22 protein-coding genes and 7 tRNA genes are annotated in these 24,947 nt (G+C 71.1%); 18 read left to right on the forward strand and 11 right to left on the reverse strand.

Annotated elements, in window-relative coordinates; translation table 11 throughout:
- The first annotated feature begins 59 nt into the window (after window positions 1-59).
- The 5 genes from GA0115254_RS29750 to GA0115254_RS29770 all read left to right on the forward strand — a co-directional run bounded on the left by GA0115254_RS29750 (window position 60) and on the right by GA0115254_RS29770 (window position 8,113).
- Window positions 60-746 (forward strand): GNAT family N-acetyltransferase, encoded by a 687-nt coding sequence (locus GA0115254_RS29750; RefSeq protein ID WP_093898374.1) that lies wholly within the window; start codon window positions 60-62, stop codon window positions 744-746.
- Between the two features lie 107 nt (window positions 747-853).
- Window positions 854-2,092 (forward strand): precorrin-6y C5,15-methyltransferase (decarboxylating) subunit CbiE, encoded by a 1,239-nt coding sequence (gene cbiE, locus GA0115254_RS29755; protein WP_093898375.1) that lies wholly within the window; start codon window positions 854-856, stop codon window positions 2,090-2,092.
- 333 nt (window positions 2,093-2,425) lie between these two features.
- Complete coding sequence (gene cobT / locus GA0115254_RS29760) at window positions 2,426-5,680, forward strand: nicotinate-nucleotide--dimethylbenzimidazole phosphoribosyltransferase (RefSeq protein WP_093898376.1); 3,255 nt, start codon at window positions 2,426-2,428, stop codon at window positions 5,678-5,680.
- A 252-nt stretch (window positions 5,681-5,932) separates the two neighbouring features.
- On the forward strand, window positions 5,933-7,195 hold the full coding sequence (cobA, locus tag GA0115254_RS29765) for a uroporphyrinogen-III C-methyltransferase (RefSeq protein WP_093898377.1): 1,263 nt from the start codon (window positions 5,933-5,935) through the stop codon (window positions 7,193-7,195).
- A gap of 99 nt (window positions 7,196-7,294) precedes the next feature.
- Window positions 7,295-8,113 carry a TrmH family RNA methyltransferase gene (locus tag GA0115254_RS29770; RefSeq protein WP_093898378.1) on the forward strand — a complete coding sequence of 273 codons (819 nt, stop codon included), beginning with the start codon at window positions 7,295-7,297 and terminating at the stop codon, window positions 8,111-8,113.
- A 4-nt stretch (window positions 8,114-8,117) separates the two neighbouring features.
- Here GA0115254_RS29770 and GA0115254_RS29775 read toward each other — a convergent pair whose 3' ends face one another.
- Window positions 8,118-9,458, reverse strand: a complete 1,341-nt coding sequence (locus GA0115254_RS29775; protein WP_093898379.1) for a serine/threonine-protein kinase — start codon at window positions 9,456-9,458, stop codon at window positions 8,118-8,120.
- Between the two features lie 605 nt (window positions 9,459-10,063).
- Between GA0115254_RS29775 and GA0115254_RS29780 the strand changes: the two genes are divergently transcribed.
- The 3 genes from GA0115254_RS29780 (at window position 10,064) to GA0115254_RS29790 (ending at window position 11,812) form a co-directional block, all read left to right on the forward strand.
- Entirely contained in the window at window positions 10,064-10,273 is a 210-nt protein-coding gene (locus GA0115254_RS29780; RefSeq protein WP_093898380.1) for a hypothetical protein, read from the forward strand.
- Between the two features lie 214 nt (window positions 10,274-10,487).
- A complete protein-coding gene (locus GA0115254_RS29785) occupies window positions 10,488-11,459 on the forward strand; it encodes a phosphotransferase family protein (protein ID WP_093898381.1) in 972 nt (323 codons plus the stop codon).
- A 68-nt stretch (window positions 11,460-11,527) separates the two neighbouring features.
- Window positions 11,528-11,812: a TFIIB-type zinc ribbon-containing protein gene (locus GA0115254_RS29790; RefSeq protein WP_093898382.1), complete on the forward strand. Its 285-nt coding sequence runs from the start codon at window positions 11,528-11,530 to the stop codon at window positions 11,810-11,812.
- Window positions 11,813-11,969: 157 nt separating this feature from the next.
- Here GA0115254_RS29790 and GA0115254_RS29795 read toward each other — a convergent pair.
- The 5 genes from GA0115254_RS29795 to GA0115254_RS29815 form a co-directional block, all read right to left on the reverse strand.
- Window positions 11,970-12,041, reverse strand: a tRNA-Val gene (locus GA0115254_RS29795).
- Between the two features lie 24 nt (window positions 12,042-12,065).
- A tRNA-Val gene (locus GA0115254_RS29800) sits at window positions 12,066-12,137 on the reverse strand.
- Between the two features lie 19 nt (window positions 12,138-12,156).
- A tRNA-Val gene (locus tag GA0115254_RS29805) sits at window positions 12,157-12,228 on the reverse strand.
- 1 nt (window position 12,229) lies between these two features.
- Window positions 12,230-12,303: transfer RNA gene (locus GA0115254_RS29810), tRNA-Cys, on the reverse strand.
- Window positions 12,304-12,340: 37 nt separating this feature from the next.
- A tRNA-Gly gene (locus tag GA0115254_RS29815) sits at window positions 12,341-12,413 on the reverse strand.
- A 163-nt stretch (window positions 12,414-12,576) separates the two neighbouring features.
- Here GA0115254_RS29815 and GA0115254_RS29820 point away from each other — a divergent pair.
- From GA0115254_RS29820 to GA0115254_RS29830, 3 genes are all read left to right on the forward strand, one after another.
- Window positions 12,577-13,611 carry a chorismate-binding protein gene (locus tag GA0115254_RS29820; protein WP_093898383.1) on the forward strand — a complete coding sequence of 345 codons (1,035 nt, stop codon included), beginning with the start codon at window positions 12,577-12,579 and terminating at the stop codon, window positions 13,609-13,611.
- Window positions 13,611-14,432: an aminotransferase class IV gene (locus GA0115254_RS29825; RefSeq protein ID WP_093898384.1), complete on the forward strand. Its 822-nt coding sequence runs from the start codon at window positions 13,611-13,613 to the stop codon at window positions 14,430-14,432. Before GA0115254_RS29820 ends, GA0115254_RS29825 begins: the two co-directional genes overlap by 1 nt.
- Window positions 14,433-14,496: 64 nt before the next feature.
- A complete protein-coding gene (locus tag GA0115254_RS29830) occupies window positions 14,497-15,333 on the forward strand; it encodes a GNAT family N-acetyltransferase (RefSeq protein WP_093898385.1) in 837 nt (278 codons plus the stop codon).
- A gap of 13 nt (window positions 15,334-15,346) precedes the next feature.
- Here the strand turns inward: GA0115254_RS29830 and GA0115254_RS29835 are convergent, their stop codons facing one another.
- Window positions 15,347-15,862, reverse strand: a complete 516-nt coding sequence (locus GA0115254_RS29835) for a DsbA family protein (RefSeq protein ID WP_093898386.1) — start codon at window positions 15,860-15,862, stop codon at window positions 15,347-15,349.
- A gap of 202 nt (window positions 15,863-16,064) precedes the next feature.
- On the opposite strand from GA0115254_RS29835, the gene GA0115254_RS29840 reads away from it, so the two are divergent.
- The 3 genes from GA0115254_RS29840 to GA0115254_RS44785 all read left to right on the forward strand — a co-directional run bounded on the left by GA0115254_RS29840 (window position 16,065) and on the right by GA0115254_RS44785 (window position 18,299).
- On the forward strand, window positions 16,065-16,526 hold the full coding sequence (locus GA0115254_RS29840) for a hypothetical protein (RefSeq protein ID WP_093898413.1): 462 nt from the start codon (window positions 16,065-16,067) through the stop codon (window positions 16,524-16,526).
- A 243-nt stretch (window positions 16,527-16,769) separates the two neighbouring features.
- Window positions 16,770-17,789, forward strand: a complete 1,020-nt coding sequence (locus tag GA0115254_RS29845; RefSeq protein WP_093898387.1) for a LacI family DNA-binding transcriptional regulator — start codon at window positions 16,770-16,772, stop codon at window positions 17,787-17,789.
- 354 nt (window positions 17,790-18,143) lie between these two features.
- On the forward strand, window positions 18,144-18,299 hold the full coding sequence (locus tag GA0115254_RS44785) for a hypothetical protein (RefSeq protein ID WP_176740351.1): 156 nt from the start codon (window positions 18,144-18,146) through the stop codon (window positions 18,297-18,299).
- 4 nt (window positions 18,300-18,303) lie between these two features.
- On the opposite strand, the gene GA0115254_RS29850 is transcribed toward GA0115254_RS44785, so the two are convergent.
- On the reverse strand, window positions 18,304-18,891 hold the full coding sequence (locus GA0115254_RS29850) for a CGNR zinc finger domain-containing protein (protein ID WP_093898388.1): 588 nt from the start codon (window positions 18,889-18,891) through the stop codon (window positions 18,304-18,306).
- A gap of 350 nt (window positions 18,892-19,241) precedes the next feature.
- Window positions 19,242-19,655: an SsgA family sporulation/cell division regulator gene (locus GA0115254_RS29855; RefSeq protein WP_003959770.1), complete on the reverse strand. Its 414-nt coding sequence runs from the start codon at window positions 19,653-19,655 to the stop codon at window positions 19,242-19,244.
- 190 nt (window positions 19,656-19,845) lie between these two features.
- Between GA0115254_RS29855 and GA0115254_RS29860 the strand changes: the two genes are divergently transcribed.
- Window positions 19,846-20,337, forward strand: coding sequence for a TIGR02611 family protein (locus GA0115254_RS29860; protein ID WP_093898389.1), 492 nt, complete (start codon window positions 19,846-19,848; stop codon window positions 20,335-20,337).
- A gap of 54 nt (window positions 20,338-20,391) precedes the next feature.
- Window positions 20,392-20,463 (forward strand) — tRNA-Val (locus GA0115254_RS29865).
- Between the two features lie 428 nt (window positions 20,464-20,891).
- On the opposite strand, the gene GA0115254_RS29870 is transcribed toward GA0115254_RS29865, so the two are convergent.
- Window positions 20,892-23,474, reverse strand: coding sequence for an SCO7613 C-terminal domain-containing membrane protein (locus tag GA0115254_RS29870; protein WP_176740352.1), 2,583 nt, complete (start codon window positions 23,472-23,474; stop codon window positions 20,892-20,894).
- A gap of 83 nt (window positions 23,475-23,557) precedes the next feature.
- On the opposite strand from GA0115254_RS29870, the gene GA0115254_RS29875 reads away from it, so the two are divergent.
- Window positions 23,558-24,004 carry an SRPBCC family protein gene (locus GA0115254_RS29875; protein WP_093898391.1) on the forward strand — a complete coding sequence of 149 codons (447 nt, stop codon included), beginning with the start codon at window positions 23,558-23,560 and terminating at the stop codon, window positions 24,002-24,004.
- Window positions 24,005-24,042: 38 nt separating this feature from the next.
- A tRNA-Val gene (locus tag GA0115254_RS29880) sits at window positions 24,043-24,114 on the forward strand.
- A gap of 79 nt (window positions 24,115-24,193) precedes the next feature.
- Here the strand turns inward: GA0115254_RS29880 and GA0115254_RS29885 are convergent.
- Complete coding sequence (locus GA0115254_RS29885) at window positions 24,194-24,919, reverse strand: 3'-5' exonuclease (RefSeq protein ID WP_093898392.1); 726 nt, start codon at window positions 24,917-24,919, stop codon at window positions 24,194-24,196.
- Window positions 24,920-24,947: the final 28 nt, after the last annotated feature.

A 24,947-nucleotide genomic window follows, 5' to 3' on the forward strand; every position in this document is an offset into this window, starting at 1 on the left:
GGGGGGCGCGGGGCTCCGTCGTACGGACCCGCCCATGCACAACGTCGGCCCGATGCTGCATGCTGTGTCTTTACACGGTCTTCGGCATGGAGCTGCGCATGACTTCCACCTTTCCGGACATCTCCATCAGCACGGATCGGTTGGTGCTGCGCCCCTTCGACATGGCGGACATCCCCGCGTACATCGAGATGATGAACGACGAACTCGTGACCGCCTGGACCGATGCCCCTCACCCCTACACCCAGGTCGACGCCGAACGCTGGGTCCGCAGGATCGCGCCCGCACAGCGCACCACGGGCGACGGCATCGTCTTCGCCGTCACTGAATTCCTGACCCAGCGACTCGTCGGCTCGGTCCGCCTGCGCAACACCGACTGGCGCACCCTCGCCACCGAGGCCGCGTACATCACCGCCCCCTGGGCACGCGGCGAGGGGTACGCCACCGAGTCCGTGCTGGCGCTGGCCCAGTGGCTCTTCCGTGACCAGGGCTTCGAGCGCATCGAACTGCGCACCGCCGCCGACAACACCGCCTCCCAGCAGGTCGCCCAGAAGCTCGGCTGCATCAGCGAGGGGGTGCTGCGCAACGCCCGCATAGCGCGCACCCGGACCGAGAACGGCACAGCCGGAGGCTGGACCGACATCAGGACCGACCTGATCGTCTGGGGTCTGCTTCCCGAGGACCTCGAAGGGGTCGCCGAGCAGCTCGCCGACGCGGGCGCCTACGGCGCCTACAACGACTGGAACTGACCTGTCCAAGGGGTCCTGGCACCGTACTGTCAGAGACCGGGTACTCTCACCCTGCCCGCCCTGTACGGGCATCCCCACCTGCGACAACTCCAGGAGACTGACGACAGATGGCCGATCGGGTCACCGTGATCGGCTGGGACGGCTCGCCACTGACCGGAGCGGCCACGGCCGCCCTCTCGGCCGCCACGCTCGTCGCCGGAGCCGCCCACCACCTCGCACTCCCCGAAGTCCCGGCGAACGCCGAACGGATTCGCCTGGGCTCCATCGACCTGGCCGCCCGCCGGATCGCCGGACACCGCGGCAGCGCCGTGGTCCTCGCCGACGGAGACCCCGGCTTCTTCGGGGTCGTACGCAATCTCCGCGCACCCGAGCACGGCCTCGAAGTCGAAGTGGTGCCCGCCGTGTCCTCCGTCGCCACCGCGTTCGCCCGCGCCGGGATGCCGTGGGAGGACGCCCAGATCGTCGTCGCCCACCCCCGCACCCTGCGGCGCGCCGTCAACGTCTGCCGCGCCCACCACAAGGTCGCCGTTCTCACCTCGCCCGGCGCCGGCCCCGCCGAACTCGCCCTGCTCCTCGAAGGCGTCCACCGCACCTTCGTCATCTGCGAGGAACTCGGCACCGCACGCGAACAGGTCAGCGTCGTCACATCCGAAAAGGCCGCCGACCACGTCTGGCGCGACCCCAACGTGGTGATCGTCATCGGCGGCGGCCCCGAACCACAGGCCGCCGGCGCCTGGATCGCGGGCCGTCACCCCGCCTACCCCCGTGGCGTACGCGGCTGGGCACTGCCCTCCCATGCCTACCCGGGCGGCGCCACGGACGCCGGGGACGAGAGCGGCGAGGGCGAGTCCCCGGGGCTGCGCGCCGCCCAACTGGCCCGTCTGGGCCCCCGCACCGGAGACCTCCTGTGGGACATCGGCTCCGGCAGCGGTGCCCTGGCGGTGGAGGCCGCCCGTTTCGGGGCTGCGGTCCTGGCGGTCGACAGCGACCCGGCGGCCTGCGCCCGCACCGCGGCGTCGGCCCGGTCCTTCGGAGTTCAGCTCCAGGTCGTCGAGGGCCGGGCACCCCATGTGCTGGAACGGCTGCCGGAGCCCGATGTCGTACGGATCGGGGGTGGGGGAGTCCCCGTCGTCACCGCCGTCACCGAGCGCCGCCCCGAGCGCATCGTGACCCATGCGTCGACGCGGGACGAGGCCGAGGCACTCGGCGCGGCACTCACCGGGAACGGGTACACCGTCCGGTGTTCGCTCCTCCAGTCCGTCGAACTCGACACGGCCGCATGGTCGGAGCGCGAACGCTCGGTCGTGTTCCTGCTCTCGGCGCTGCGTTCGGACCTCGCCCCCTGACCCGGTCGGCGTACAGCGCGAGGTAGGCTGGCCGATCGTTGCACCGCGGCTGGACGTTCGTCGCTTCGTTCGTCAATGTCCGGAAAAGGGGACCGTTTTGGCCCCCGTTGTGGTACGGCAGAGCCGGGGGATGCGCGACGTGGCGCAGTCCACAGCGGGCCGTGGCGAAATGAGCTGCCGCGGCGGCGAACGGCCGCGAGAATGCAGTATGTCCGCGACCGTTTCGTGCCGCGCGGCGCGCCCGCTCGTTCTTGTTGACGAGCGCCGGCGTGCCGTGGTCGGGCGTCCCGGGCGATGGGCCGAAGGAGCACTGACGATGGGCGAGGGGTACGCATGAGTGACACCGGCCAGATCCCGGGTGAGGGACTGCCGGAGAACGCAGGCATGGTGGAGCAGCCGGGCATCGCCGCCCCGGATGCCTACACCTACCTCGCTCCCTCCGAGCATGTGTCCGAGGACGACGATCTCCTTCTGATGCCGAGCCCCCAGGGCGCCTGGGGCGACCCGCAGGCGGTACCGGCCCCCGGCCAGTACCCCGAGGGTGTCGCCGCACAGGCGCTGCTGCCCGAACAGGGCGCCTACCAGGCCCAGCCGTCGGCACACGCGGTCCACTCCCAGGCGGGCGGCGAGGTTCCCGTGCAGCCCCAGGGGCCCGTGCAGGTGCAGGAACCCACCGTTCAGACGCAGGTCGCGGACGCATACGTCGCGCAGCAGCCGGTGGCCGAACCCCTGCCCGAGACCGGCCAGGGGACGCACGAGACCGGTGGCCGTGACTCCGGTTCGGTCGACCTGAGGGGCGTACGCATCCCGTCGCCCACCCAGGCTCCCGCTCCGGCCACGGCAGCGCAGACCCAGGCGCCGGTGCGCCGACCGCTGCATCGCGGCCCGGTCGCGGCAGACGGTGGGCCGTCCTACGGCGGAACGCCGAGCGGCGGGGTGGTCCGCTCGCTCGCCGACCGAGGACCGGCCGCCGCGCCCCAGGCGCAGGCCCCCGCACGGCACGCCGGAGCGCCGACCACCGGGCCCGAGTACTTCGAGATGCCGGTCGACGAGGCGGCCGCACTGCCGGGCCCGCAGCTCGGTGAGATCCTGCCGCAGGGCGGAAGCCCTTGGTCGGCCGAGGCGCCGCAGCCGGTTGTTCCCCCGGTGGCAGCAGAAACGGTCGTGCCGGAGCCGGAGCCGGAGCCTGTCGCCGAGCCGGTACCGGCGACACAGCAGGAACAGTCGGTGCAGGTCGCTCCGGCAGTGGTGCCGGAGGCCGTGAATGCTCCCGGGGCCGACACGGTGCCGACCACTGTCGAGACTCCCGTAGAGGGTCCGGCGAAGGTTTCTGCCGGGGCACAGGCAGAGACTGTGTCCGAGGTGCCTGCCGAAGCCGCTGTCGTCGCATCGCAGGACGTCGCGGAAGCCGCTCCCACGGGCCAGTTCGTGCCCGTGGAGGGTTCGGTGCCGACGACCCCGCACCTGGCCCCGACCCCCGTGGTGGAGCAGGCCGTGGAAACCGAGCCCGAGCCCGAACGCGTGGTGTTCGCGATGGAGCCGGTCCAGCCCGCTCAGCCCGAGGCCGCCGAGGCCGCGGAAGTGGTCGAGACCGTCGAGCCCGCCGAAGCTCCTGAGCCGATCCCCGCGCCCGCCCCCGAGGCCGAGGCTCCGACGGTGGCCGAGCCGGAGCCCGAACCGGGCCCCGAGGTCATCGAGACCCCGGACATCACGGCCCCCACGGACAGTGCAGAGGCCATGGAGACCGCGCCCGTGGAGCCCGTACAGCCCGAGGCCCGGCCCGAGCCCCTGCTCCAGGCCGAGGAAGCGGAAGCTCCCGAGGCGTCCGATTCCGACGAGAACGGGGCTCCCGCCTCCCCGCCCGCCCCCGGCTACGAGGACGCCGAGCGCGAGGCCGTCCTGCGGGTCATGCGCGAGCGCCGCGACATCCGCAACGGCTTCCGCAGTGACCCGATTCCGCACGAGGTTCTGCTCCGCGTCCTCGAAGCCGCGCACACGGCGCCCAGCGTCGGCCACTCGCAGCCCTGGGACTTCGTCGTCATCCGCTCGGCGGAGACCCGTCGTTCCATGCACGAACTGGCACAGCGTCAACGCGACGCCTATGCCAAGTCGCTTCCCAAGGGCCGGGCGAAGCAGTTCAAGGAACTGAAGATCGAGGCCATCCTCGACACCCCGGTCAACATCGTCGTCACCGCCGATCCCACCCGCGGCGGCCGCCACACCCTGGGCCGGCACACCCAGCCGCAGATGGCCCCGTACTCCTCGGCGCTCGCCGTCGAGAACCTGTGGCTCGCCGCCCGCGCCGAAGGGCTCGGCGTCGGCTGGGTCAGCTTCTTCGACGAGCGCGAGATGGTCCGCGCCCTGGGCCTGCCCGAGCACCTCGAAGTCGTTGCGTACCTCTGTGTCGGTTACGTCGACGAGTTCCCCGAGGAGCCCGAGCTGATGCAGGCGGGCTGGTCCAAGCGCCGCCCGCTGTCCTGGGTCGTCCACGAGGAGACGTACGGCCGCCGCGCACTGCCCGGCGAGGAGCCGCACGACCTGCTGCAGGAGACCATCTCCAATATCCGTCCGCTGGACGCCAAGGCGCTCGGCGAGGCCTGGGAACGCCAGAAGCGGATGACCAAGCCCGCTGGTGCGCTCGGCATGCTGGAGATCATCTCCGCGCAGTTGTCGGGACTCTCCCGGATGTGCCCGCCGCCGATCCCCGAGCCCGCGGCCGTCGCGATCTTCGCGGGCGATCACGGGGTGCACGCCCAGGGCGTCACGGCCTGGCCGCAGGAGGTCACCGGCCAGATGGTCGCCAACTTCCTCGGCGGCGGCGCGGTCTGCAACGCGTTCGCGGCCCAGGTCGGCGCCGAGGTGTGCGTGGTCGATGTCGGTGTGGCCATGGAGCTGCCCGCGACCCCCGGCCTCCTTCCCCGCAAGGTACGCGCCGGAACGGCCGACTTCACGACCGGACCGGCCCTCACCCGCGAAGAGGTTCTCGCGGCCATCGAGGTCGGCATCGAGACCGCCCGTGATCTGGTCGCGGCAGGCAACAAGGGTCTGCTCACCGGTGAGATGGGCATCGCCAACACCACCGCGTCGGCCGCACTGATCTGTGTCTACACGGGCATGGACCCGGCCGAGGTGACCGGTCGCGGTACCGGCATCAACGACGAGATGCACGCCCGCAAGGTCGACGTGGTCCGCCGGGCCCTCGAACTCCACCAGCCCGACCCGGCAGACCCGATCGGTGTCCTGGCATCGGTCGGCGGCCTCGAACACGCGGCGATGGCCGGCTTCCTGCTGGGCGGTGCCTCGCTCCGTACGCCCGTCATCCTCGACGGCGTCAGCGCGGGCGCCGCGGCCCTGGTCGCCCGGGCGATCGCCCCCGAGGCCCTTGCCGCCTGCATCGCCGGCCACCGCAGCGCCGAGCCCGGCCATGTCGCCGCGCTCAACAAGCTGGGCCTGCGCCCGCTGGTCGACCTCGACCTCCGCCTCGGCGAGGGCACGGGTGCGCTGCTGGCGCTGCCGATCGTGCAGAGTGCGGCGCGGGCGATGCACGAGGTGGCGACGTTCGACTCTGCGGGCGTCACGGAGAAGTAGTCCCTCCACCGGACCACCGTTCCTCAATCACCGAAGGGCTTGTTCTCCAGCCTTGCGGCGTTTGAGGCGCGGGGTCCGGTGCGGAGCCCCGGTCACAGGAAGGGGCGGGCAGCGGAACAAGCCCGCCGCAGGCTCCCCACGCACCCCCGCACCCACCCCGTATCGTGGACCCAGCCTCACGAACCCGCACGTCACAGCCGCTCCACCGCCGCAGCGGCCCGCACCCCGCACCTTACGAGGAGCCGCACCGCCATGGCCGAGCACGCAGATCACGTCGATCACCCTGCGTACCCCGTCGGACTGCGTCTCAGCGGCCGTCGAGTCGTCGTGGTCGGCGGCGGGCAGGTCGCCCAGCGCCGCCTCCCCGCGCTCATCGCGGCGGGCGCCGACATCGTCCTCGTATCGCCGGCCGCGACCCCGTCCGTCGAGGCGATGGCCGACGCCGGCGAGATCCGCTGGGAGCGCCGCCCGTACGCCGACGGGGACCTGGCCGACACCTGGTACGCACTCATCGCGTCCGACGACACCGCGGCGAACGACGCCGCCTCCGCCGAGGCCGAGCGCACCCGCACCTGGTGCGTCCGCAGCGACAACGCCGACGCCGCCACCGCCTGGACCCCGGCCACCGGCCGCAGCGAGGGCGTGACCGTCGCCGTCCTCACCACCGACACCCATGGCCGCGACCCGCGCCACTCCGCCGCCGTCCGCGACGCCATCGTCGAGGGCCTGCGCGACGGCACCCTTGCCGCACCCCACCACCGCACCCGGACCCCCGGTGTCGCCCTGGTCGGCGGCGGCCCCGGCGACCCGGACCTGATCACGGTGCGCGGCCGCCGCCTCCTGGCCGAGGCCGATGTCGTCATCGCGGACCGCCTCGGCCCGCGCGACCTGCTCGACGAACTCCCGCCGCACGTCGAGGTGATCGACGCCGCGAAGATCCCGTACGGCCGCTACATGGCCCAGGAGGCGATCAACCAGGCGCTCATCGAGCATGCCAAGGCGGGCAAGGCCGTCGTGCGGCTCAAGGGCGGTGACCCGTTCGTCTTCGGCCGCGGCATGGAGGAGGCCCAGGCGCTCGCCGCCGAAGGCATCCCCTGCACCGTCGTCCCCGGCATCTCCAGCTCGATCTCCGTGCCCGGCGCGGCCGGAATCCCCGTCACCCACCGCGGTGTGGCCCATGAGTTCACCGTCGTGAGCGGCCATGTCGCCCCGGACGACGAGCGCTCGCTGGTCGACTGGCCGGCCCTCGCCCGGCTGCGCGGCACGCTCGTGCTCCTGATGGCCGTCGACAAGATCGGCGCGATCGCCCGTACCCTCATCGCCCACGGCAAGGCCCCCGAGACCCCGGTCGCCCTGGTCCAGGAGGGCACCACGGCAGCCCAGCGCCGGGTCGACGCGACGCTCGCGACCGTCGCCGAACGGGCCGTCGCCGAAGATGTACGTCCCCCGGCCGTCATCGTCATCGGCGACGTCGTCGCGGTCGGCGCGAGCTCCGTACCGCACCCCGCCGAATAACCGGCGCGAGCGCCGCCCGCACCCCGCCGAGTAACCAGCGGTAACGGATCTTCTCCCAAGCCGTTGGCACCACACACCGGACAAGGCAGTATCAAACCCGTGGCTGATCTCATCACCGTCGACGACCCCGACGACCCGCGCCTGCGCGACTACACCGGACTGACCGATGTCGAACTCCGGCGCAGACGAGAGCCCGCCGAGGGCCTCTTCATCGCCGAGGGCGAGAAGGTGATCAGACGCGCCAGGCACGCCGGGTACGAGATGCGGTCGATGCTGCTCTCGGCGAAGTGGATCGATCTGATGCGCGACGTCATCGACGAGGTCCCGGCCCCGGTGTACGCGGTCACTCCCGAGCTCGCCGAGCGCGTCACCGGATACCACGTCCACCGCGGCGCCCTCGCCTCGATGCAGCGCAAGCCGCTGCCGACGGCCGACGAACTGCTGGCGACGACCCGCCGGGTGGTCGTCATGGAGGCCGTCAACGACCACACCAACATCGGGGCGATCTTCCGCAGCGCCGCCGCCCTCGGCATGGACGCCGTACTGCTCTCCCCGGACTGCGCCGACCCGCTCTACCGGCGCTCCGTCAAGGTCTCGATGGGTGCGGTCTTCTCCGTCCCCTACGCCCGTCTCGACACCTGGCCCAAGGCCCTGGAGACCGTACGGGAAGCGGGCTTCAAACTTCTCGCGCTGACCCCGGACGAAAAGGCCAGCAGCATCGACGAGGCGGCACCGCACCGGATGGACAAGGTGGCGCTGATGCTCGGCGCCGAGGGGGACGGACTGTCCACCCAGGCCCTGGTCGCCGCCGACGAATGGGTGCGCATCCCGATGGCGCACGGCGTCGACTCGCTGAACGTGGGAGCGGCCGCCGCAGTCGCGTTCTACGCGGTGGCATCGGGCCGCCCGCGGAACTGACCGCCTACTGAGGCTGCAGGCCCCGGCCCTGGTTCTGGTCCGGGTTCTGGTCCCGGGGCTGCGTCTGGCTCTCGCTCATGCCCAGCCCGCGGGCCGGACCCTGGCAGCCCTGTGCCGCCGCGATGCCCAGCGCGACCAGCAGTGTGACCACGACGAAGACGACGAGCCGCTGCCTCAGCAGCCGCGGGTTGGCGGGACGCCGCCCCGTCGAAGTCTTACGGGCCCCGGGCCGCGTTCCCGGCCGGCCGTTCGTCCCGTTCGTGCCCTGCGGACGCCTGCCGGACCGCGTGGTGGTGCGCGGCGGCTGATGGTGCTGAGGGCGCGAACCACCGGTGCGGGGCGACCCGGGCCGCGACGACGTGCCCTGCCGGCTGCTCTGAGGCTGCTTCTGCTTCTGCTGACGGGGTGATGGAGGAGCCGTACGCCGGGTCTGCTGCTCGGTGTACGGGCCGTCGAGACGTCCGGTCGGCCGGTCCAGCTCCTGGGCCGAACGCTGAACGGGCGGACGGCTCTCGTGCAGACCCTGCGCCTCCCGCGCCGCGATCTCCTTGAGCCGCATGGAGAGTTGGAGCGTGCTCGGCCGCTCCTCGGGGTCTTTCGCCAGGCAGGCGCTCACCAACGGCGCGAGCGCATCGTGTACGTCGTACAACTGCGGTTCCTCGTGCACCACGCGGTACAGCATCACCTCGGAACTGCCGTGCCCGAAAGGCGAGTCGGCCGTCGCCGCATACGCCAGCGTGGCACCGAGCGAGAACACGTCCGTCGCGGGTGTCACGGTCGCGCCGCGCACCTGCTCGGGCGCCAGGAATCCCGGCGAGCCCACCGCCGTACCGACATGGGTGAGCGTGCTCGCCCCGGTCGCCCAGGCGATCCCGAAGTCGATGATCCTGGGGCCCTTGGGGGAGAGAAGGATGTTCGACGGCTTCAGGTCACGGTGGACGACACCGGCCTCGTGCACCGCCACCAGGCCCTCGGAGAGTGCCGCCCCGATCGAGGCCACCTCGGCCGCCGACAGCGGACCCTCCTCGGCCACCTTGTCGTGCAGCGAGGGCCCCGGGACGTACTGCGTGGCGAACCACGGGCGGTCCGCCTCCAGATCGGCGGCCACCAGACGCGCCGTACAGCCACCGCGGATCCGTCGCGCGGCGGACACCTCGCGCGCGAAGCGCGAGCGGAACTCCTGGTCCTCCGCCAGATCCGGACGGATCACCTTCAACGCCACCCGCTGGCCCCGCCGGTCCGAACCGAGATAGACGACACCCATGCCGCCCGCTCCGAGCCGCCGGTGCAGCCTGAACGAACCGACGACACGCGGGTCCTCGCGCCGGAGCCGCATCATCGCCATGTCTGCCCATCCCCGCTGCCTGGTACGCCTGACGAGGCACAGCTTACGTACCCGGCGCCCGGGGCGCTCAGAGGCCGCGCCCTCGCCCGCCGATCGATTGTCCGGGCGTGGCACGGTCCATGACGGGGAGTGGAGCCGCAGCCGGTCCCGCACCGAACGGTGTCTGGTCATCAAAGCGGCTGTGGTGACCAGGGGTTGGCGCTGTGAAGGCTGCGGACCCGACGAGTGGGGGCGCGACACGGACCCCGCGGGGAGGGGCCGCGGCGACCGGGGCGACGTACCCACGGCCCACGGCCGGGAGCCGCGGCGCGGGCGAGTGAGTGAAGTCACGGTCGCCGTCCCACCTGCCGCCGCATCCGTACGCCCACCTGATCCACAACATTCCGGGCACCCCTCCGGGATGACCCCGGGATCAGGAGCCCGATCTCCACCCAGGGGAGTACGCCGACTACCCGGAGCTCATCCTCCGGGAGGCCCGGAATTCGGTACGCGGGCATGACGTCGTGTCCCTTCCGCGTCCCTAATGTTGAAGTCAAGCGGCGGGCGCAGCACTCGTCCCCCGAGGTCACACGCCCGTCGCTCCACATCCAGTCAGGAGAGGAACCATGGCGGACACGGCAGCGCGGACCATGATCCGCACACGAGGACGCAGGGCCCGTGCCTCGTTCGGCAGCCGCCCGTCGTCCGGGACGCGCCACCCGCTGGTGGCGACGGCGATGGTTCTTCCTCTGGCGGCCCTGCTCGTGGTCGCCTTCGGCGGCTGGGACGCAGTGGTCACACAGGCGTCGTCCGTGGGCGTGATGCTGGGGCGCTGAGCGGCGCCCCGGGTCCGGAAGAGCGGTCCGGACCGGGACATCCGGCCAACAACCCCGTGGGGACGGGGGTGCGGCGGACGGCAGCGTTTGTCCGGTCAGCTGGGGAGCTGACCGGACATCGCGCTGTCCGGGGTCTTTTCGCGACGCGCGTACGCTCGTCGGCGGGCCCGGCGCGTACCGGGCCGCCCGCACCTGTCCGCCACCGGGGGAGACCGTGACCACCGCAGTCGCACGCGCGCTGGGCGCCCTCGCCCACCGGGCCGCCCACGCCCATCCCGGGCACATCTGTTCCTGCCCGCCACCCGCGGTGCTCGCCGACCGCGCGGACGGCACAGTGGTCCGCAGCGGGCCCGTCGTCGCCAAGGCACACGCCCCCGGCACGGACACCTCCGACCTGCTGTCCCGACTGAGCCTCGCGAACGACCCCCGCCTGGCCGGCGTCTTCCTCGCCCCCCTGCAGCCCCGGCCCCCCTTCCCTCCACCACCATCCAGGGGCCGCCCGGTCACCCTGTGGCCCCACGGCGAGCCCGTCGACCCCGGCGACCCCGACGCCGCCCCCTGGGAAGAGGCAGCCGTCCTGCTGGCCGGGCTGCACCTGACTCCGGCCCCGCCCTCCCTCGCGCTCCCGCCCATGCGGGGCCCCGCCAAGGCCTCGCTCGCCGTTGCCCGGATGCACGCCGCCCGGCCCGGCGACCCGGCCGCCACCCCCGTACGCGAAGCGTGGCGCCGCCTGCCCGCCTGGGCCCGCGGCGAAGCCGCACCGCCCCCGCATCGCTCCCGCTTCCTGTGCCACGGTGATCTGCACCTCGGGCAACTCGTCCGCCATCCCGCCCCGCGCGGCCGCTGGCTGCTCATCGATGTCGATGACGCCGGCCTCGGCGACCCCGCATGGGACCTCGCCCGCCCCGCCGCCTGGTACGCGGCAGGGCTGCTGCCACCCGAGGTCTGGCTCCGTTTCCTGGACGCCTACCGGGCGGCCGGCGGGCCTGCCGTACGCGCCGAGGGTGACCCCTGGCCCGAACTGGACGTCCCGGCCCGGGCCCTGACCGTTCAGACCGCGGCGCTGGCATTCGCCAAGTCGGCGGCGGAGGGTCGAACTCCGGATGAGGTGGAGCAGACGATGATCGACGCCTGTGCCCGAATTGCCTCCCTCCCGCCCGAGTTGGCCGCTGAGCCCTCGTCGTAGGCTGAACCGACCGTCGGCGGGCATGTATTCCGGCGACGGCGACCCGACGGCGAGGAGTGAGCCGAACCATGCAGTGTCCCAAGTGCCACGCGCAGATGCAGACGTACAACCGCAATGGCATACAGATCGAACAGTGCAGCGGCTGCCGGGGGATCTTCCTCGACTACGGCGAGCTGGAGTCCCTGACCCGTATCGAGGCGCAGTGGACGCAGCAGGCCCCGCCCGCGCCGCCCGCCCCGCAGGCCTACCCGGCCGCCCCGGCGCCCGCCTGGGGCGCCCCGCAGCACCACGGCGGCCACCACGGCGGTCACTACCGGCACAAGAGCTTCGGCCACATGCTCTTCTCGTCCTGAGCGGGCCGACACCGGTGAGCGCCTGACCGCGGGCTCGGACGCCTTCCGTCCGGGCCCGCGGTGCGTTCCGCCGTCCGGCCGCTCACCAACACCCACTGCTGCTGATCGTGGAAACGACAAAGTCCCGGTCGTCGAGACGACCGGGACTTTTACTGCGTGCGCGATACTGGGATTGAACCAGTGACCTCTTCCGTGTCAGGGAAGCGCTCTCCCGCTGAGCTAATCGCGCGAGGGTGAACCTGCGTGTACTGCGTGCGCGATACTGGGATTGAACCAGTGACCTCTTCCGTGTCAGGGAAGCGCTCTCCCGCTGAGCTAATCGCGCGGGGATCCTTGCGGATCAGTGGACGATACTGGGATTGAACCAGTGACCCCTTCCGTGTCAGGGAAGTGCTCTCCCGCTGAGCTAATCGTCCTTGGAGGTGGAGACGGGATTTGAACCCGTGTAGACGGCTTTGCAGGCCGTTGCCTCGCCTCTCGGCCACTCCACCAGGAGTGAGGGTTCGGGAAGATCCCCCACTTTCTGCGAGCGGACGACCAGGTTCGAACTGGCGACCTCAACCTTGGCAAGGTTGCGCTCTACCAACTGAGCTACGTCCGCTTGTCTTTCCCGGTCCGCTTGCGCGTCCCGGCGACGTGTTGAACTCTAGCGGATTCCTGGGCCAGTACAAAAACGCGTTTGTGCAGCGTGCTGGGGTGCGTTCGCCCCGGCGCAGGTCAGCACGCGCCGTCCTAGACTCAACGGCGTGCACGACCTCGCTCCGATGGCCCGCTTCGGCGGCCTCGTCGCGTCCGATCTGCAGGACGTGACCAATGATCCCGCAGCCCTCGACTCGTCCGGATTCTGGGCCGTATCCGCCGATTTCGAGGGCCGCCTCGTCTGCGCGCGCTTCGCCGCCGTACGTACCGAGGCGGTGCCCGACCCGGTACGCGGTGTCTGGTGCGGCCCCGCGGCCGGTGACTGGAACTCGTCCCTGGACCGTGCCGCGTACACCGCGGGCGTCCGGCGGATCCGCGAGTACATCGCGGCGGGCGAGGTCTACCAGGCCAACCTCTGCCGGGTGATGACCGCGGCACTGCCCGACCCGGCCGCCGCGGACGTGGACGCGCTGACCGCGCTGCTGGCGCGCGGCAACCCCGCCCCGTACGCAGGAACGATTCGGCTGCCCGCGCACGGCGTGGAGATCGCTACAGCCTCCCCCGAACTCTTCCTGAGGCGCGACGGCCGGATCGTCGAGTCCGGACCGATCAAGGGCACCGGACGGACCGAGGACGATCTGCTGGAGAAGGACCACGCCGAGAACGTGATGATCGTCGACCTGGTCCGCAACGACCTCGGCCGGGTCTGCGCCACCGGATCGGTCACGGTCCCCGACCTCTGTGTGGTGGAGAAGCATCCGGGCCTCGTCCACCTCGTCTCCACCGTGCGCGGAGAGCTTGCCGAAGGCGTCGGCTGGCCCGAACTCCTCGACGCGGCATTTCCGCCCGGCTCCGTCACCGGGGCACCCAAGTCCAGCGCCCTCAGGATCATCGAGGAACTGGAGACCGCACCGCGCGGGCCCTATTGCGGCGGCATCGGCTGGGTCGACGCCGACCGCCGAACCGCCTCCCTGGCTGTCGGCATACGGACCTTCTGGATCGACCGGACCCGGACCGCACCGGTACTCCGCTTCGGCACCGGGGCCGGCATCACCTGGGGCTCCGACCCGGAGCGCGAATGGGACGAGACCGAACTCAAGGCCTCCCGGCTGCTCGCTGTAGCGTCGGGCGCCTACGAAGCGACTGGAAGGACCGCGTGATGAGGATTTGGGTCAACGGCGAACTGCGGGACGCCGACGACGCCCGGGTGTCCGTGCTCGACCACGGACTCACCGTGGGGGACGGCATCTTCGAGACGGTCAAGGCCGTCGACGGCAGGCCCTTCGCCCTCACCCGCCACCTCGACCGGCTGTCCCGCTCCGCCCGCGGCCTCGGCCTCCCGGCCCCCGACCTCGACGAGGTGCGCCGCGCCTGCACCGCCGTCATCGACGCCAACCCGATGGCGCTCGGCCGGCTGCGCATCACCTACACCGGAGGACTCTCCCCGCTCGGCTCCGACCGCGGCAACGCCGGCCCCGGCCTCGTCGTCGCCCTGGGGGAGGCGGGGCGCCGCCCCGACACCACCGCCGTGATCACCGTCCCCTGGACCCGCAACGAACGCAGTGCGCTCGCCGGGCTCAAGACCACCTCGTACGCCGAGAACGTCGTCGCCCTCGCCCGCGCCCATGAGCACGGCGCGTCGGAGGCGCTCTTCGCCAACACGGTCGGACAGCTCTGCGAAGGCACCGGGTCCAATGTCTTCGTCGTCCTCGACGGGCAGGCCCACACCCCGCCGGTCGCCTCCGGCTGCCTGGCAGGGATCACCCGTGCACTGGCCGTGGAGTGGACGGGGGCCGTGGAGACCGACCTGCCGTTCGATGCCCTGGAACGGGCCGAGGAGATCTTCCTGACCTCCACGCTGCGTGACGTGCAGGCCGTCCACCGGGTGGACGGACGGGAGCTGCCCGGCGGGCCCGGACCGGTGACCGCAAAGGCCATGCGGATCTTCGACGAGCGGGCCGGGAACGACCTCGACCCGTAAAACGCGTACCTCCAACCCGTAAAACAGGGTGACGGGCAGGGGCTCAGCGGATAGAACGTCTCCGATGACCACGACCCTCCGGCCGACCGGGCCGATCCAGCAAGGCGCCGACGGCGCGAAGAGCCGTATGTACGACGTATGCGACAACGGGCGGCCCGTCGGCGCCGTCGAGATCGGCACGGATCCCGGGTTCGGCGAGAGGGCGGGCGTGCTCCGCTCCCTGCACATCGACGAATCCCGCCGCAGGCGCGGCCGCGGCACCATCGCGGCACTGGCCGCCGAAGAGGTGCTGCGCGGCTGGGGCTGCACCCAGATGATGGTGGCGGTCCCGGCGGAGGACACCGCGGGGCAAGGACTGGCCACAGCGCTGGGCTACACCGAGCGCAGCAGGAACATGGTCAAGACACTGCCGCAGACCCCACCCGCGCTGCCGGACGGTGTCGCTGCCCGCCCGATGACGGACGACGAATTCGCGCAATGGGAGCGCGACGCGATCACCGGCTATGCGCAGACCTGGATCGACCGTGGCGTCCCGGTGGAACAGGCCATGAGGAAGGCCGAGACCAGCCATGCCCAGAACCTGCCGCACGGCCTCGCCACCGAGGGAGCGCATCTGCACGTCCTCGTCCACGAGGACGAGGTCGTGGGACATGTCTGGGTGGCGAGGCACGAAATGCATCCGGGGATGCTGATGGGATTCGTGTTCGACGTCGAGGTGCGTGAGGAGTTCCGGGGGCGGGGGCACGGCCGGGCGCTGATGCTCGAGGCCGAACGCATCGTGCTCGGGGCGGGCGACGACCGGATCGGACTGCATGTCCTCGCCTCCAACACGCCGGCCCTGCGACTGTACGAGTCGCTCGGTTACCGAACGACTCAGTACAACCTGGCCAAGACGCTCTAGGAGCCGCGTCGGCTCAGCCCTGCTCGGCGAGCAGCCGGTCGGCGATCTCCTCGATCCGTTCGCGCAGCCCGTCCTGGCTCTTGCCGCCGTCCAGCCGCTCGTCGCCGATCACATACGTCGGCGTGCCGGTGACCCCGATCGCCTTGCCCTCGGCCTGGTCGGCGTCGACGATCAGCATGTGGCGTCCGTCGATCAGCGCGGTGTCCATCTCCTCGGCGTCCAGGCCGAGTTCCCGCGCCACCTCGATCAGCAGCGGCTCGCCGGTGCGGCCGAGGTCGTCGGTACGGGCGAGAACCGCCTCGATGTACGGCCAGTCCTTGCCCTGGGCCGCCGCCTCCTCGGCGGCCTGCGCGGCGGCGTAGGCGTGTTTGTGCTTCTCCAGCGGGAAGTGCCGCAGCCGCACCTCGAGGCGGTCGCCGTACTTGGCCCGCAGGGCGTGCACATCGGTGAGGGCCTGGTGACAGTCGGGGCACTGGAGTTCGCACCAGACGTCGAGGACGACGGGCGCTGCGGGGATGGAATCGCTCATGCGGCCAGTCTCCCAGGGCCCGGGCGGGCGTCCCAATCGGCAGCCGGTCCGCGCCGGCTCCGTACGGCCGGATCGCCTCCGATCGGCACCTGGGGAGGATTCCGGCCCTGAAATGTCCCTGATGTGGTCTCGGATCGTGGCCGTCCGGGCGATGACCGGTGCAGGATGGAAGGGACGTTTCCCCTTGCGCCTGGAGGCCCCGATGCTTGCCGAGACCATCTGTTCCGCGGCGTCCGCGGCGGGCTTGGGCATCGCCGCCGTCACCGCGTACCGGAAGCGCTTCCTCGCCGCGGCCCGGATCGCCGCCTACTCCCTGGTGCCGATCGGCCTGGTGCTGACCGGCGTCGTGGACTGGGTTGCCGGAATCGCCTTCAGGCCGAGCGTCTGGATCGGCTTCGGGCTGCTCGCCGTGGCCTGGCTGTTGTTCATGACCACTCGTGCGGTCGAGCGCTGCGGCGTCGGTACCCGTAAGGAACGCAAGGCCGCCGCCCGGGCGGCGCGGAGCGAGGCCATTGCTCCTGCGGCTTCGGCGCCCTCCTTGGGGTCCGGGCTCCCGGCGACGCAGCCGCAGGCGCGTCCGAAGACGAAGCCGAAGCAGCAGTCCGCCTCGTCGGGCGAGGACTTCAGCGACATCGAGGCCATCCTGAAGAAGCACGGAATCTGACCCGCACCCCCGCCTTCTTCCGGCGGGGAGTGTGTGCCCTCGATGGATGAATCGATTCATGGCTCGCCTTGACGGGGTACGGGGATGAAGCTAGCGTCCCGATCGCATTGAAACAATTCATTCCGTTGTGGGTGATCCCCGGGAAACCGGCCCGGGGTGACGGAACGCCTCGTAACGGCGTCCGTACGACGGGGTGACGCGCCGCGGACCGGTGCGGCCGAGGACATCAGTGGGGCAGGGCAAGTGGCGCGTGTGGCAGGGATCAAGGATGTGGCCAGGCAGGCCGGAGTCTCCGTGGGCACCGTGTCCAACGTGATCAACCGGCCCGAGGCGGTGCTGCCGGAGACCCGTGCGAGGGTGCTGGCAGTCATCGAGGAGCTCGGGTACGTGCGCAGCGAATCGGCCCGCCAGCTCAGGGCGGGCCGCAGCCGGATCATGGCACTGCTCGTCCTCGACATGGGCAACCCGTTCTTCGTCGACGTGGCCCGTGGCGCCGAGCGCGCCGCCCGTGCGGCCGGCCTCGGTGTCATGGTCTGCAACAGCGGCCAGAGCCCGACGGAGGAGGCCGAGTACCTCGGGCTCTTCGCCGAGCAGCGGGTGTGCGGCGTCCTGGTCACCCCGGCCGATGCGACCGGCCGCAACCTGGAGGCGTTCAGCCGTCACCGGATTCCCTTCGTGCTGGTGGACCGGGTGGCGTCCGGCACGGGGACCTGTGCGGTCTCCGTCGACGACGTCCGCGGCGGCGCTCTCGCCGTCGGTCATCTGGTCTCGGCCGGACACCGCTCGGTGGCGTACGTCAGCGGCCCCGGCGACCTGCATCAGATCAGGGACAGGCGCGAAGGCGCCCTTTCGGCCCTCGCCGACGCCGGACTGCCGCCCGAGGCGCTCGTCGAGATCCCCTCCGACCGCCTGGACGTGGCGGCGGGCCGCGACGCCGGGGCCCGGCTGCTCGGTCTTGTACCGCGGCCGACCGCGGTGTTCTGCGCCAACGACCTGCTTGCCCTCGGTGTGCTTCAGGCGCTGTACGCGGCGGGCGTGCGGGTGCCGCACGACATCGCCATCGTCGGCTACGACGACATCGAATTCGCCGCCGCCGCTGCCGTACCGCTCACCTCGGTCCGTCAACCCGCGGTCGTCATGGGCAGGATGGCCGCGGAGCTCCTGCTGGAGGAGGCGGACGACGAGGGTGGCACGCACGAGCACCGCAGCGTGGTGCTCCAGCCGGAACTCGTGGTGCGTGCCTCCAGCGCGACACCGCGCTGAGACCGCGACCCCGCCCGCCCGGCCTCGTTCGCGCCATTCCTGGCCCAACTCGTCGACTACCGACCGGAGTCCGGTGAACCGGAGGACTTCGATGTCTTCTGACGGCGCGTCCGCAACCGATCGGCGCTCATCAGCCGGGCACCGAATTCGTCCTGTGCAAAGCGGTGTTGAGGGGCGCGTCGACGTCCGAGATGTGGCGCATGCGAGGGGGGCGCGTCAGCTGTCGCACCGAAAATGTGACTGCCGATCGGACGCCGGAGCGAATCGTGCCCGGCTCCGGGGTGGGTGAACTCCCCGTACGAGAAGGCGTGTTGATCGCCAAAGGGGCCCGGGCTGAGTCATGATCGTCCCGAGATGGTGGACACTTCCCGGGGCGATGCCCCCGCAAGCCCTGCCGAAGAGCCGCGCGGCTGCCTCTTCGCGCTTTCCCAGCCCCCTTTGATGATCTTCCTCGCGGTGGTCGGCAGCCTGCTGCTGATGGCCGCGCTGCATGATCTCTTCATGCTGTGAGCGGTCAGCCGGCCGCTTCCTTGCGGCGTGCCCGGTACGCGGCCACATGCAGACGGTTACCGCATGTCCGGCTGGAACAGTAGCGGCGCGAGCGGTTGCGGGAGAGATCGACGAAGGCGTGCCGGCAGTCCGGCGCCTCGCAGCGGCGCAGCCGCTCCTGCTCGCCCGTCACCACGATGAAGGCCAGCGCCATGCCGCAGTCGGCGGCGAGGTGGTCGGCGATCGAGGCGTCCGGTGCGAAGTAGTGGACATGCCAGTCGTAGCCGTCGTGATTGCTGAGCTGGGGTGTGGTGCCGGCGGCGGCGATGAGGGCGTTGACCAGCGGTGCGGCGAGCTGTGCGTCGTCCGTCGCGAAGATCGCGGCGAAGCGCGTCCGTACGTCCTGCACGGCGCGCAGGTCCTTCTCGTGCAGCTCGTCCACGCCGCTGATGCGATGGCGCTGCGCGAAGTCGTACAGCGCTCCGATGTCGGCGAGACCGTCGATCGGCTCGCCTTCCGGCTGTCCGCTTCCCGGGGGCTCGCTCTCCGGTGCGGTGTTCAGCAGATCGACCACCGTGTCGAGGGCGATCCGGGTGTCGTGGGGGATCAGCACGCTTTCGCTCCCTGGCCTCCGGCGGGCGGGTGTCCGCCGATGCCGGCTGACTCTACTGGCTCGACGCCGGCGCACAGAGGCCCGAGAGGGTCCATGAGGGGCGCGGGGAGCGCTTACCGGCCACCTATCGGTATCCGTGGCCGGAGGCTGCCTGTTCGGGCCGTGAGCGGGCACCCTGGGCCCCGGGGTGTGTGCCGGCGCGTGGGGGTGCGGGCCTGGCTGAGGGGGAACGCGCCGACGCCGTCACCACGGTGGATTCCGTGATGGCGGCGTCGGTGTCAGCCCTATGAGGTTTTCCGCGCGGCGCCGCCTCCCCGAGTCGGACGGCGCCGTGCAGCTCTCGGCCTGGCTCAGCTCTCGGCCAGGATGTGTGAGAGCTCCGTATCGAGATCGAAGTGACGATGCTCGGTGCCTGGCGGAACCGCGGCGTCGGTCCTTTTCAGGAACGACTCCAGGGCCCTCGCCGGGGCCTCGAGCAGGGCTTCGCCCTCTGGGGAGCTCAGCGCGATGCAGACGACGCCCTGGCCGTGACTACGGGATGGCCAGACGCGGACGTCTCCGGTGCCGGTGGGCCGATGAAGCCCCTCGGCAAGGAGGTCGCGGGCGAAAACCCACTCGACCGTTTCCTCCGCTCCGGTGTGGAAGGTGGCGTGCACGGCATAAGGATCGGCCGTGTCATACCGCAGGCCCGCAGGTACAGGCAGTGAGGACTCGCTCGACACAACGAGGCGCAGGTGCAGCTCGCAGCTGACCGTGGTGTTCATAAGCGCCAGGGCCTTTCGCTCAGTGTGCGCTCGGGGATTCGCACGTCGGCGAAATCGACATGCCACCTACGGTGGCGTTGTAAACCCCTCTGACCTTTTTGTGTTCCTTCAGGTAGCTCGTACGGCGGTGTGTAACTTTGGGTTATGCGGCCATTCCGGTGACGAAGGCCGTTCCGGTAGGTTGGCTCCCATGAATGCGGAGAGTGACGAGCGGGACGGGGGCGCCGTGCCGGTGAAACCGGTGTCCGCCGCGGGGGATGTGACAGAGAGCGTGACAGGGGATGTCGCGGAGGGCGTGACTAAGGAGGACCGGGAGCTCGGCTCCAGGGCGCCCGGGTTCATCAAGGCGTCCAGGGCGCTGCATCTGAGCTGGCAGGTCGGCGTCTTCGTGGTCGGTCTCGCGGTGGTCGTGGCAGGCATCATCATGCTGCCGCTGCCCGGCCCCGGCTGGCTGGTGATCTTCGGCGGCATGGCGATCTGGGCGACCGAGTTCGTCTGGGCGCAGCTGGTTCTGCGCTGGACTCGGCGGAAGGTCACCGAGGCCGCTCAGCGTGCGCTCGACCCCAAGGTCCGGCGTCGCAACATCATCCTCACCGTGGTCGGTCTGGTGATCATCGTGGTGCTGGTGGGGATCTACGTCTGGAAGTTCGGCATCACCATGCCGTGGAAGATCCACGAGTGACCTGGGGATGGTCATGGGGCGCCGCTGACATGGGGTAATGTTTGGCCTGTGCCCGGGCGATTAGCTCAGTGGGAGAGCACTTCGTTCACACCGAAGGGGTCACTGGTTCGAACCCAGTATCGCCCACCCCGGACAGAGGGCCCGTGAGACCGCAGAGTCTCACGGGCCCTCTGCATGTCCACGTCCACTCGTTGCGACGTCTTCGTGAACGATTCAATCGATCGTGGCAGCGGGTGACGCCGGGCATCGTTCCCCGGGAAGAGGCATTCGGATATCAGCGTCGGGACGGGCTGCCAGGGCCGTCTTCCAGGGTTACGAGAATTTCTGGAAGAGTTCAACACCCGAGCCCCCGCGGGCAAATGCATCTCCCGATGCCTTCCGGAACTCCGTCGTATTTCTGCGCAAGTACGGCGGGAAACGCGTACTGCGCGACTCCGAAGGGCAGGCCGGCCGCGACAACTTCCTTGTCCGGTACGCCTTCGACGACGACCTGATGACCACGGGCCGGCCCGAAGCCCATGAGGGCGACCCGGGCCGGCCATGTGGCCACACCGTCAACGCATCCGGCCCAGAGCGTCCTTCAGTCGCCGGGCGTCGCGCAGCCGCTGCTCGTACGTCGCCCCGACCACCAGCAGCAGCACCCCGGCCAGCGCGGGCGGCAGCCAGCGCGGCAGGGCGCCGACGACCTGGACCACGTAGGGCGCGAGTTCGTGCAGGGCGTCCAGAGCCAGCACCGCGCCGCCGAGCAGCAGCAGCGCCTGGAGCCGCAGCCGCGCGCCCGACAGGGTGATCACCAGTGCCGCCACACCGAGCAGCAGCGGCCGCACCCAGTGCGGATCGGCCCATGCCGTGAAGAGGCTCGGCACCAGCGTCGCCGCGAGGCCCGCACCGTACGCCGTCCACGACGACGCCTCCGGGTCACGGCGTCGGCGCAGCGTACCGACTGCCAGAGCGGGCACCGTCACCGGCAGGGTGTATGCCTCCGGCGCCGACACCCCCGAAGCCGACAGCCGCAGCCAGGCCGCCAGGACGAAAAGCGTCATCGCCAGATACCCGGCCACCGGCCGCCGTTCGGCTCGGACAGCCGTACCCGCCGCCAGTACCCCGCACAGTGCAAGCACCAACGCCAGGAACGGCCGGTCCGTCACTGCCATGCCCACCGCCACCAGGCCCGCCACGGCCCCGGTCAGCTCGACGGGCAGAGCCGAAGGGAGACCCCGCAGCCGAGCTCCGAGCAACACCGTCACCGCAGGGACGACCAGCATGACCGGCGCCGCCTGATGCGCGGAAAGCCCCAGCGATGCCCCGACCGCACGGGCGAGCACCATCCCGCACACCACCGCACCGCACGCCGGTACCGCCTGGACGATCTGCAACGTCCCCACGGATCGAGACGCTTGACCGTACGGCAGCGGCGGCAATGTCCGCGCCGCCGGCACCGCGGCGCCGCCGAGCAGCACCGCGGCCCCGCCGAACACCACCAGTAGCACCGCGAACGCCGCGTACGTGGCAGCCTCCGCCGCGAGCGACAGCATCCCCGTACTCACCGCGCCGACCAGACCGCACACCAACGCAGTCAGTCCCACGCCATCCATCCGGCGGCGCAGACCTCGTACCGCCACCGCGAACACCCCGGCGACCAGGGTCAATTGCACCGACACAGCGGCCGCGTACGACACCCCCAGCATCGCCGGCAGCACGGTGAGCCCCGCCCAGCCGAGCGCCACCGCACCCGCGCCCGCCGCACCCCGCCCCGCCGCACCCCGCCCCGTCGCACCCGGCGACAGCACCGGCCCGGCCACCCGCACCAGCCATGCCCACGACCGGTACGCCGCCCCCAGCAGACCGGCCACCACCAGCAGCACCACCGGTGCCGCAGCCATCTGGGACCACGCCGGACCCTCCACGCCCAGCGCGCCACGGACACCACCGCCCGGCGCCCCCGACCACACCCGGGCCATCTGCGACGCCGCACCCATCAGCGACAGACCGACCGGCGGTGCCGCGGCCAGCACCGCTCCGACGGTCACCGTCGACGAAGCCCACACCAGCCCCTGCCCGACCGGACGCGGCAGCGGAGCGCGCACCGCCATCAACAGCACCACACCGCACAACAGATACACCGGCACCGACCAGCCCCAGGCCACCCCGGCACGCAGCACACCGCCCACGGCGGCCACCCCGCACAACCCGGCCACCAGGCCACCGGCCACCGCAAGCCCCGCCGGTGCACGCCACGCCCCGGACACCGCGATCAGCGCACCCACGAGCAACAGCACACCCGGCGCCAGCGCGGCCGGCGCCGCATCGGCGGACACCGACTGCGCCAGGGCCACCAGCAGCCCCAGCAGACCCGTCGCCCAGCAGCAGACGCAGGCCGTCACCCGTACGGCAACACCCTTGCCCCACACCGCGATCGCGCAGTCCGACGCCGCCGTGACGAGCAACGCCCAACCGAACACCGTGGCTCCCGCACCCGCCGCCCACGCCCACAGCAACAGCGGCAGCTGCGCACTCATCACCGCCAGGGGCAGCGGCAGCCGCAGCCGGTCGAGCAGCAGCCCGTACGCGCCCCAGAGCACGGCCAGCACCGCTGCGGCGGCCGCGGCGAAACCTCGTCCGTCGGCCTGCGGCACCACCACCCGGTGCATCGCATACGCGTCCAGCACCATCAGCACCGAAGCCAGGGCGGCGAGCGACTCGGCTGTCGCGGGCAGCCCACGACGCAGCAGCACGGCAGGAGCGGAGAGTGTCGCGACCGTCACCACCCCGAGCACGGCCGAGCGGCCACCGATGCCCATGTGACCCCAGCTGACCAGAGTGAACGCGACCGCTGCGATCGTCAGCAGCAGACCGCCCAGGGTGAGCAGTACATTCTGCGCACCGCGCGTCCCGACAGGCGCGGCAGGAGGCCCGAACGGAGCCGCGAACGATGCCGGGGGCCGGACCGGCGACGGCGGCCCGAACGGAGCCGCGAACGGCGGTGCGGGCGGGGCGGCAGGGCGCGCGACGGGCGGCGTCAGCACACTCAGCAGCCAGGCACGACGAACCAGCAACTGGGACCGGCGGGCATCCAGCCGGGCCAGCTCGCGATCGAGGAGCGCCAATTCCTCGGCGGGCGGCGGCACATGTTCCATGGACGGGAGTGTGGTGCGAGCCACAGGATCGGACATGCGCTCGGGTACTCAGTTCTCCGGCTGAGTACGCGCAGACTGGGACCATGGAGTGGAGTCAGTACCGATTTGTGAGCATCTGGGACCTGCCAGGCCCACCCGACGCCGTGTACGAGATCCTCGGACGCGCGGATGACTACCCGCGATGGTGGCCGCAGATCCGCGAGGTCACCTCGGTCGACGGCACCACCGGAACCACCCGCATCCGCTCCTTCCTCCCGTACGACCTCGTCATGACCGTCCGCGAACGCCGCCGCGACCCCCGGGCCAGGGTCCTCGAAGCGATCCTCAGCGGCGACCTCGACGGCTGGGCCCGGTGGACGGTCACCGCACACGGCACCGGGAGCCGTGCCACCTACGAGCAGGAGGTCGAGGTGCACAGACGGCTGATGCGGATCCTCGCGGTGCCCGGACGCGCGGTGTTCCGGGCCAACCACGCCCTGATGATGCGTGCCGGACGGCGAGGCCTCACGGCCTGGCTGCAAGGAGTTTGAACCAGACCCTCCGAGCCCTGTATGGTTCAACCCGTTCCGGGCGATTAGCTCAGTGGGAGAGCACTTCGTTCACACCGAAGGGGTCACTGGTTCGAACCCAGTATCGCCCACCCGGAAGAGGCCGGTCCGTCAGTAGAATCGACGGACCGGCCTCTGCGTGTCCGGGAAGAGGCTCCAGGGTGTGACCGATCACGCAGCAGCAGGAAGGTCCGGGCGCAGCGGCCACGCAGGATCCACTGCCTCCGCCGTGCCGTTCTTCGCGAACCACGCCTGCAGGCCGCGCGCCTGTGCCGCATGCCACACGGCCTGCAAGGTGTGCAGCTCCGCCGGCGTCAGCCGCTCCAGACGGGACGAGAACCGTCGCCCCACCGCCCGTACCAGCTCCAGCGAGGCCACCGCATCGGCCGCCGCGTCATGCGCACCGTCCAGCACCACTCCGTACAGCTCGCAGAGATCGGTGAGGGTCCGCCGGCCCTTGCGGTAACGGTCCAGATGTTTGTCGAGTACGCGTGGATCCAGCACACACAGCGGTGCGTTCTGCAGATATCCGGCGAGCGACGACGCGCGATGACGCTTCAGCTCCCGGTCCAGCAGCGTCAGATCGAACGGCGCGTTCATCACGACGAGCGGACGGCCGGCCGCACACTGCTCGGCCAGCGCCCGGGCTATCTCCTCCACCACGGGCGCAGGCCAGCGGCCGTTGCGCTGAAGGTGATCGTCGGTCAGACCGTGGATCTCGGTCGCCCCGGCGGGCACCGGTACCCCTGGATTCACCAGCCAGCGAGTGACGCGCACCCGGCCGCCTGTCGTGTCCTGGACGACCAGGGCGGCCGAAACGATCCGGTCCTCCTCGACGTCCACTCCCGTTGTCTCGGTGTCAAAAGCGGCCAGCGGCCCCTCGTACCAGTGAGTCATCCCCGAACTCCTCGTGCGTGAACGGCAG

The organism is Streptomyces sp. Ncost-T10-10d, assembly GCF_900091955.1.
Taxonomy (GTDB): domain Bacteria; phylum Actinomycetota; class Actinomycetes; order Streptomycetales; family Streptomycetaceae; genus Streptomyces.

Bases quoted from the DNA above. Each gene is read 5' to 3' on its own strand.
- GA0115254_RS29750 (WP_093898374.1), top strand. From the start codon at position 60: ATGCTGTGTCTTTACACGGTCTTCGGCATGGAGCTGCGCATGACTTCC.
- cbiE (WP_093898375.1), top strand. From the start codon at position 854: ATGGCCGATCGGGTCACCGTGATCGGCTGGGACGGCTCGCCACTGACC.
- cobT (WP_093898376.1), top strand. From the start codon at position 2,426: ATGAGTGACACCGGCCAGATCCCGGGTGAGGGACTGCCGGAGAACGCA.
- cobA (WP_093898377.1), top strand. From the start codon at position 5,933: ATGGCCGAGCACGCAGATCACGTCGATCACCCTGCGTACCCCGTCGGA.
- GA0115254_RS29775 (WP_093898379.1), bottom strand. From the start codon at position 9,458: ATGGCGATGATGCGGCTCCGGCGCGAGGACCCGCGTGTCGTCGGTTCG.
- GA0115254_RS29780 (WP_093898380.1), top strand. From the start codon at position 10,064: ATGGCGGACACGGCAGCGCGGACCATGATCCGCACACGAGGACGCAGG.
- GA0115254_RS29790 (WP_093898382.1), top strand. From the start codon at position 11,528: ATGCAGTGTCCCAAGTGCCACGCGCAGATGCAGACGTACAACCGCAAT.
- GA0115254_RS29820 (WP_093898383.1), top strand. From the start codon at position 12,577: ATGGCCCGCTTCGGCGGCCTCGTCGCGTCCGATCTGCAGGACGTGACC.
- GA0115254_RS29825 (WP_093898384.1), top strand. From the start codon at position 13,611: ATGAGGATTTGGGTCAACGGCGAACTGCGGGACGCCGACGACGCCCGG.
- GA0115254_RS29830 (WP_093898385.1), top strand. From the start codon at position 14,497: ATGACCACGACCCTCCGGCCGACCGGGCCGATCCAGCAAGGCGCCGAC.
- GA0115254_RS29835 (WP_093898386.1), bottom strand. From the start codon at position 15,862: ATGAGCGATTCCATCCCCGCAGCGCCCGTCGTCCTCGACGTCTGGTGC.
- GA0115254_RS29840 (WP_093898413.1), top strand. From the start codon at position 16,065: ATGCTTGCCGAGACCATCTGTTCCGCGGCGTCCGCGGCGGGCTTGGGC.
- GA0115254_RS44785 (WP_176740351.1), top strand. From the start codon at position 18,144: ATGGTGGACACTTCCCGGGGCGATGCCCCCGCAAGCCCTGCCGAAGAG.
- GA0115254_RS29855 (WP_003959770.1), bottom strand. From the start codon at position 19,655: ATGAACACCACGGTCAGCTGCGAGCTGCACCTGCGCCTCGTTGTGTCG.
- GA0115254_RS29860 (WP_093898389.1), top strand. From the start codon at position 19,846: ATGAATGCGGAGAGTGACGAGCGGGACGGGGGCGCCGTGCCGGTGAAA.
- GA0115254_RS29870 (WP_176740352.1), bottom strand. From the start codon at position 23,474: ATGGAACATGTGCCGCCGCCCGCCGAGGAATTGGCGCTCCTCGATCGC.
- GA0115254_RS29875 (WP_093898391.1), top strand. From the start codon at position 23,558: ATGGAGTGGAGTCAGTACCGATTTGTGAGCATCTGGGACCTGCCAGGC.
- GA0115254_RS29885 (WP_093898392.1), bottom strand. From the start codon at position 24,919: ATGACTCACTGGTACGAGGGGCCGCTGGCCGCTTTTGACACCGAGACA.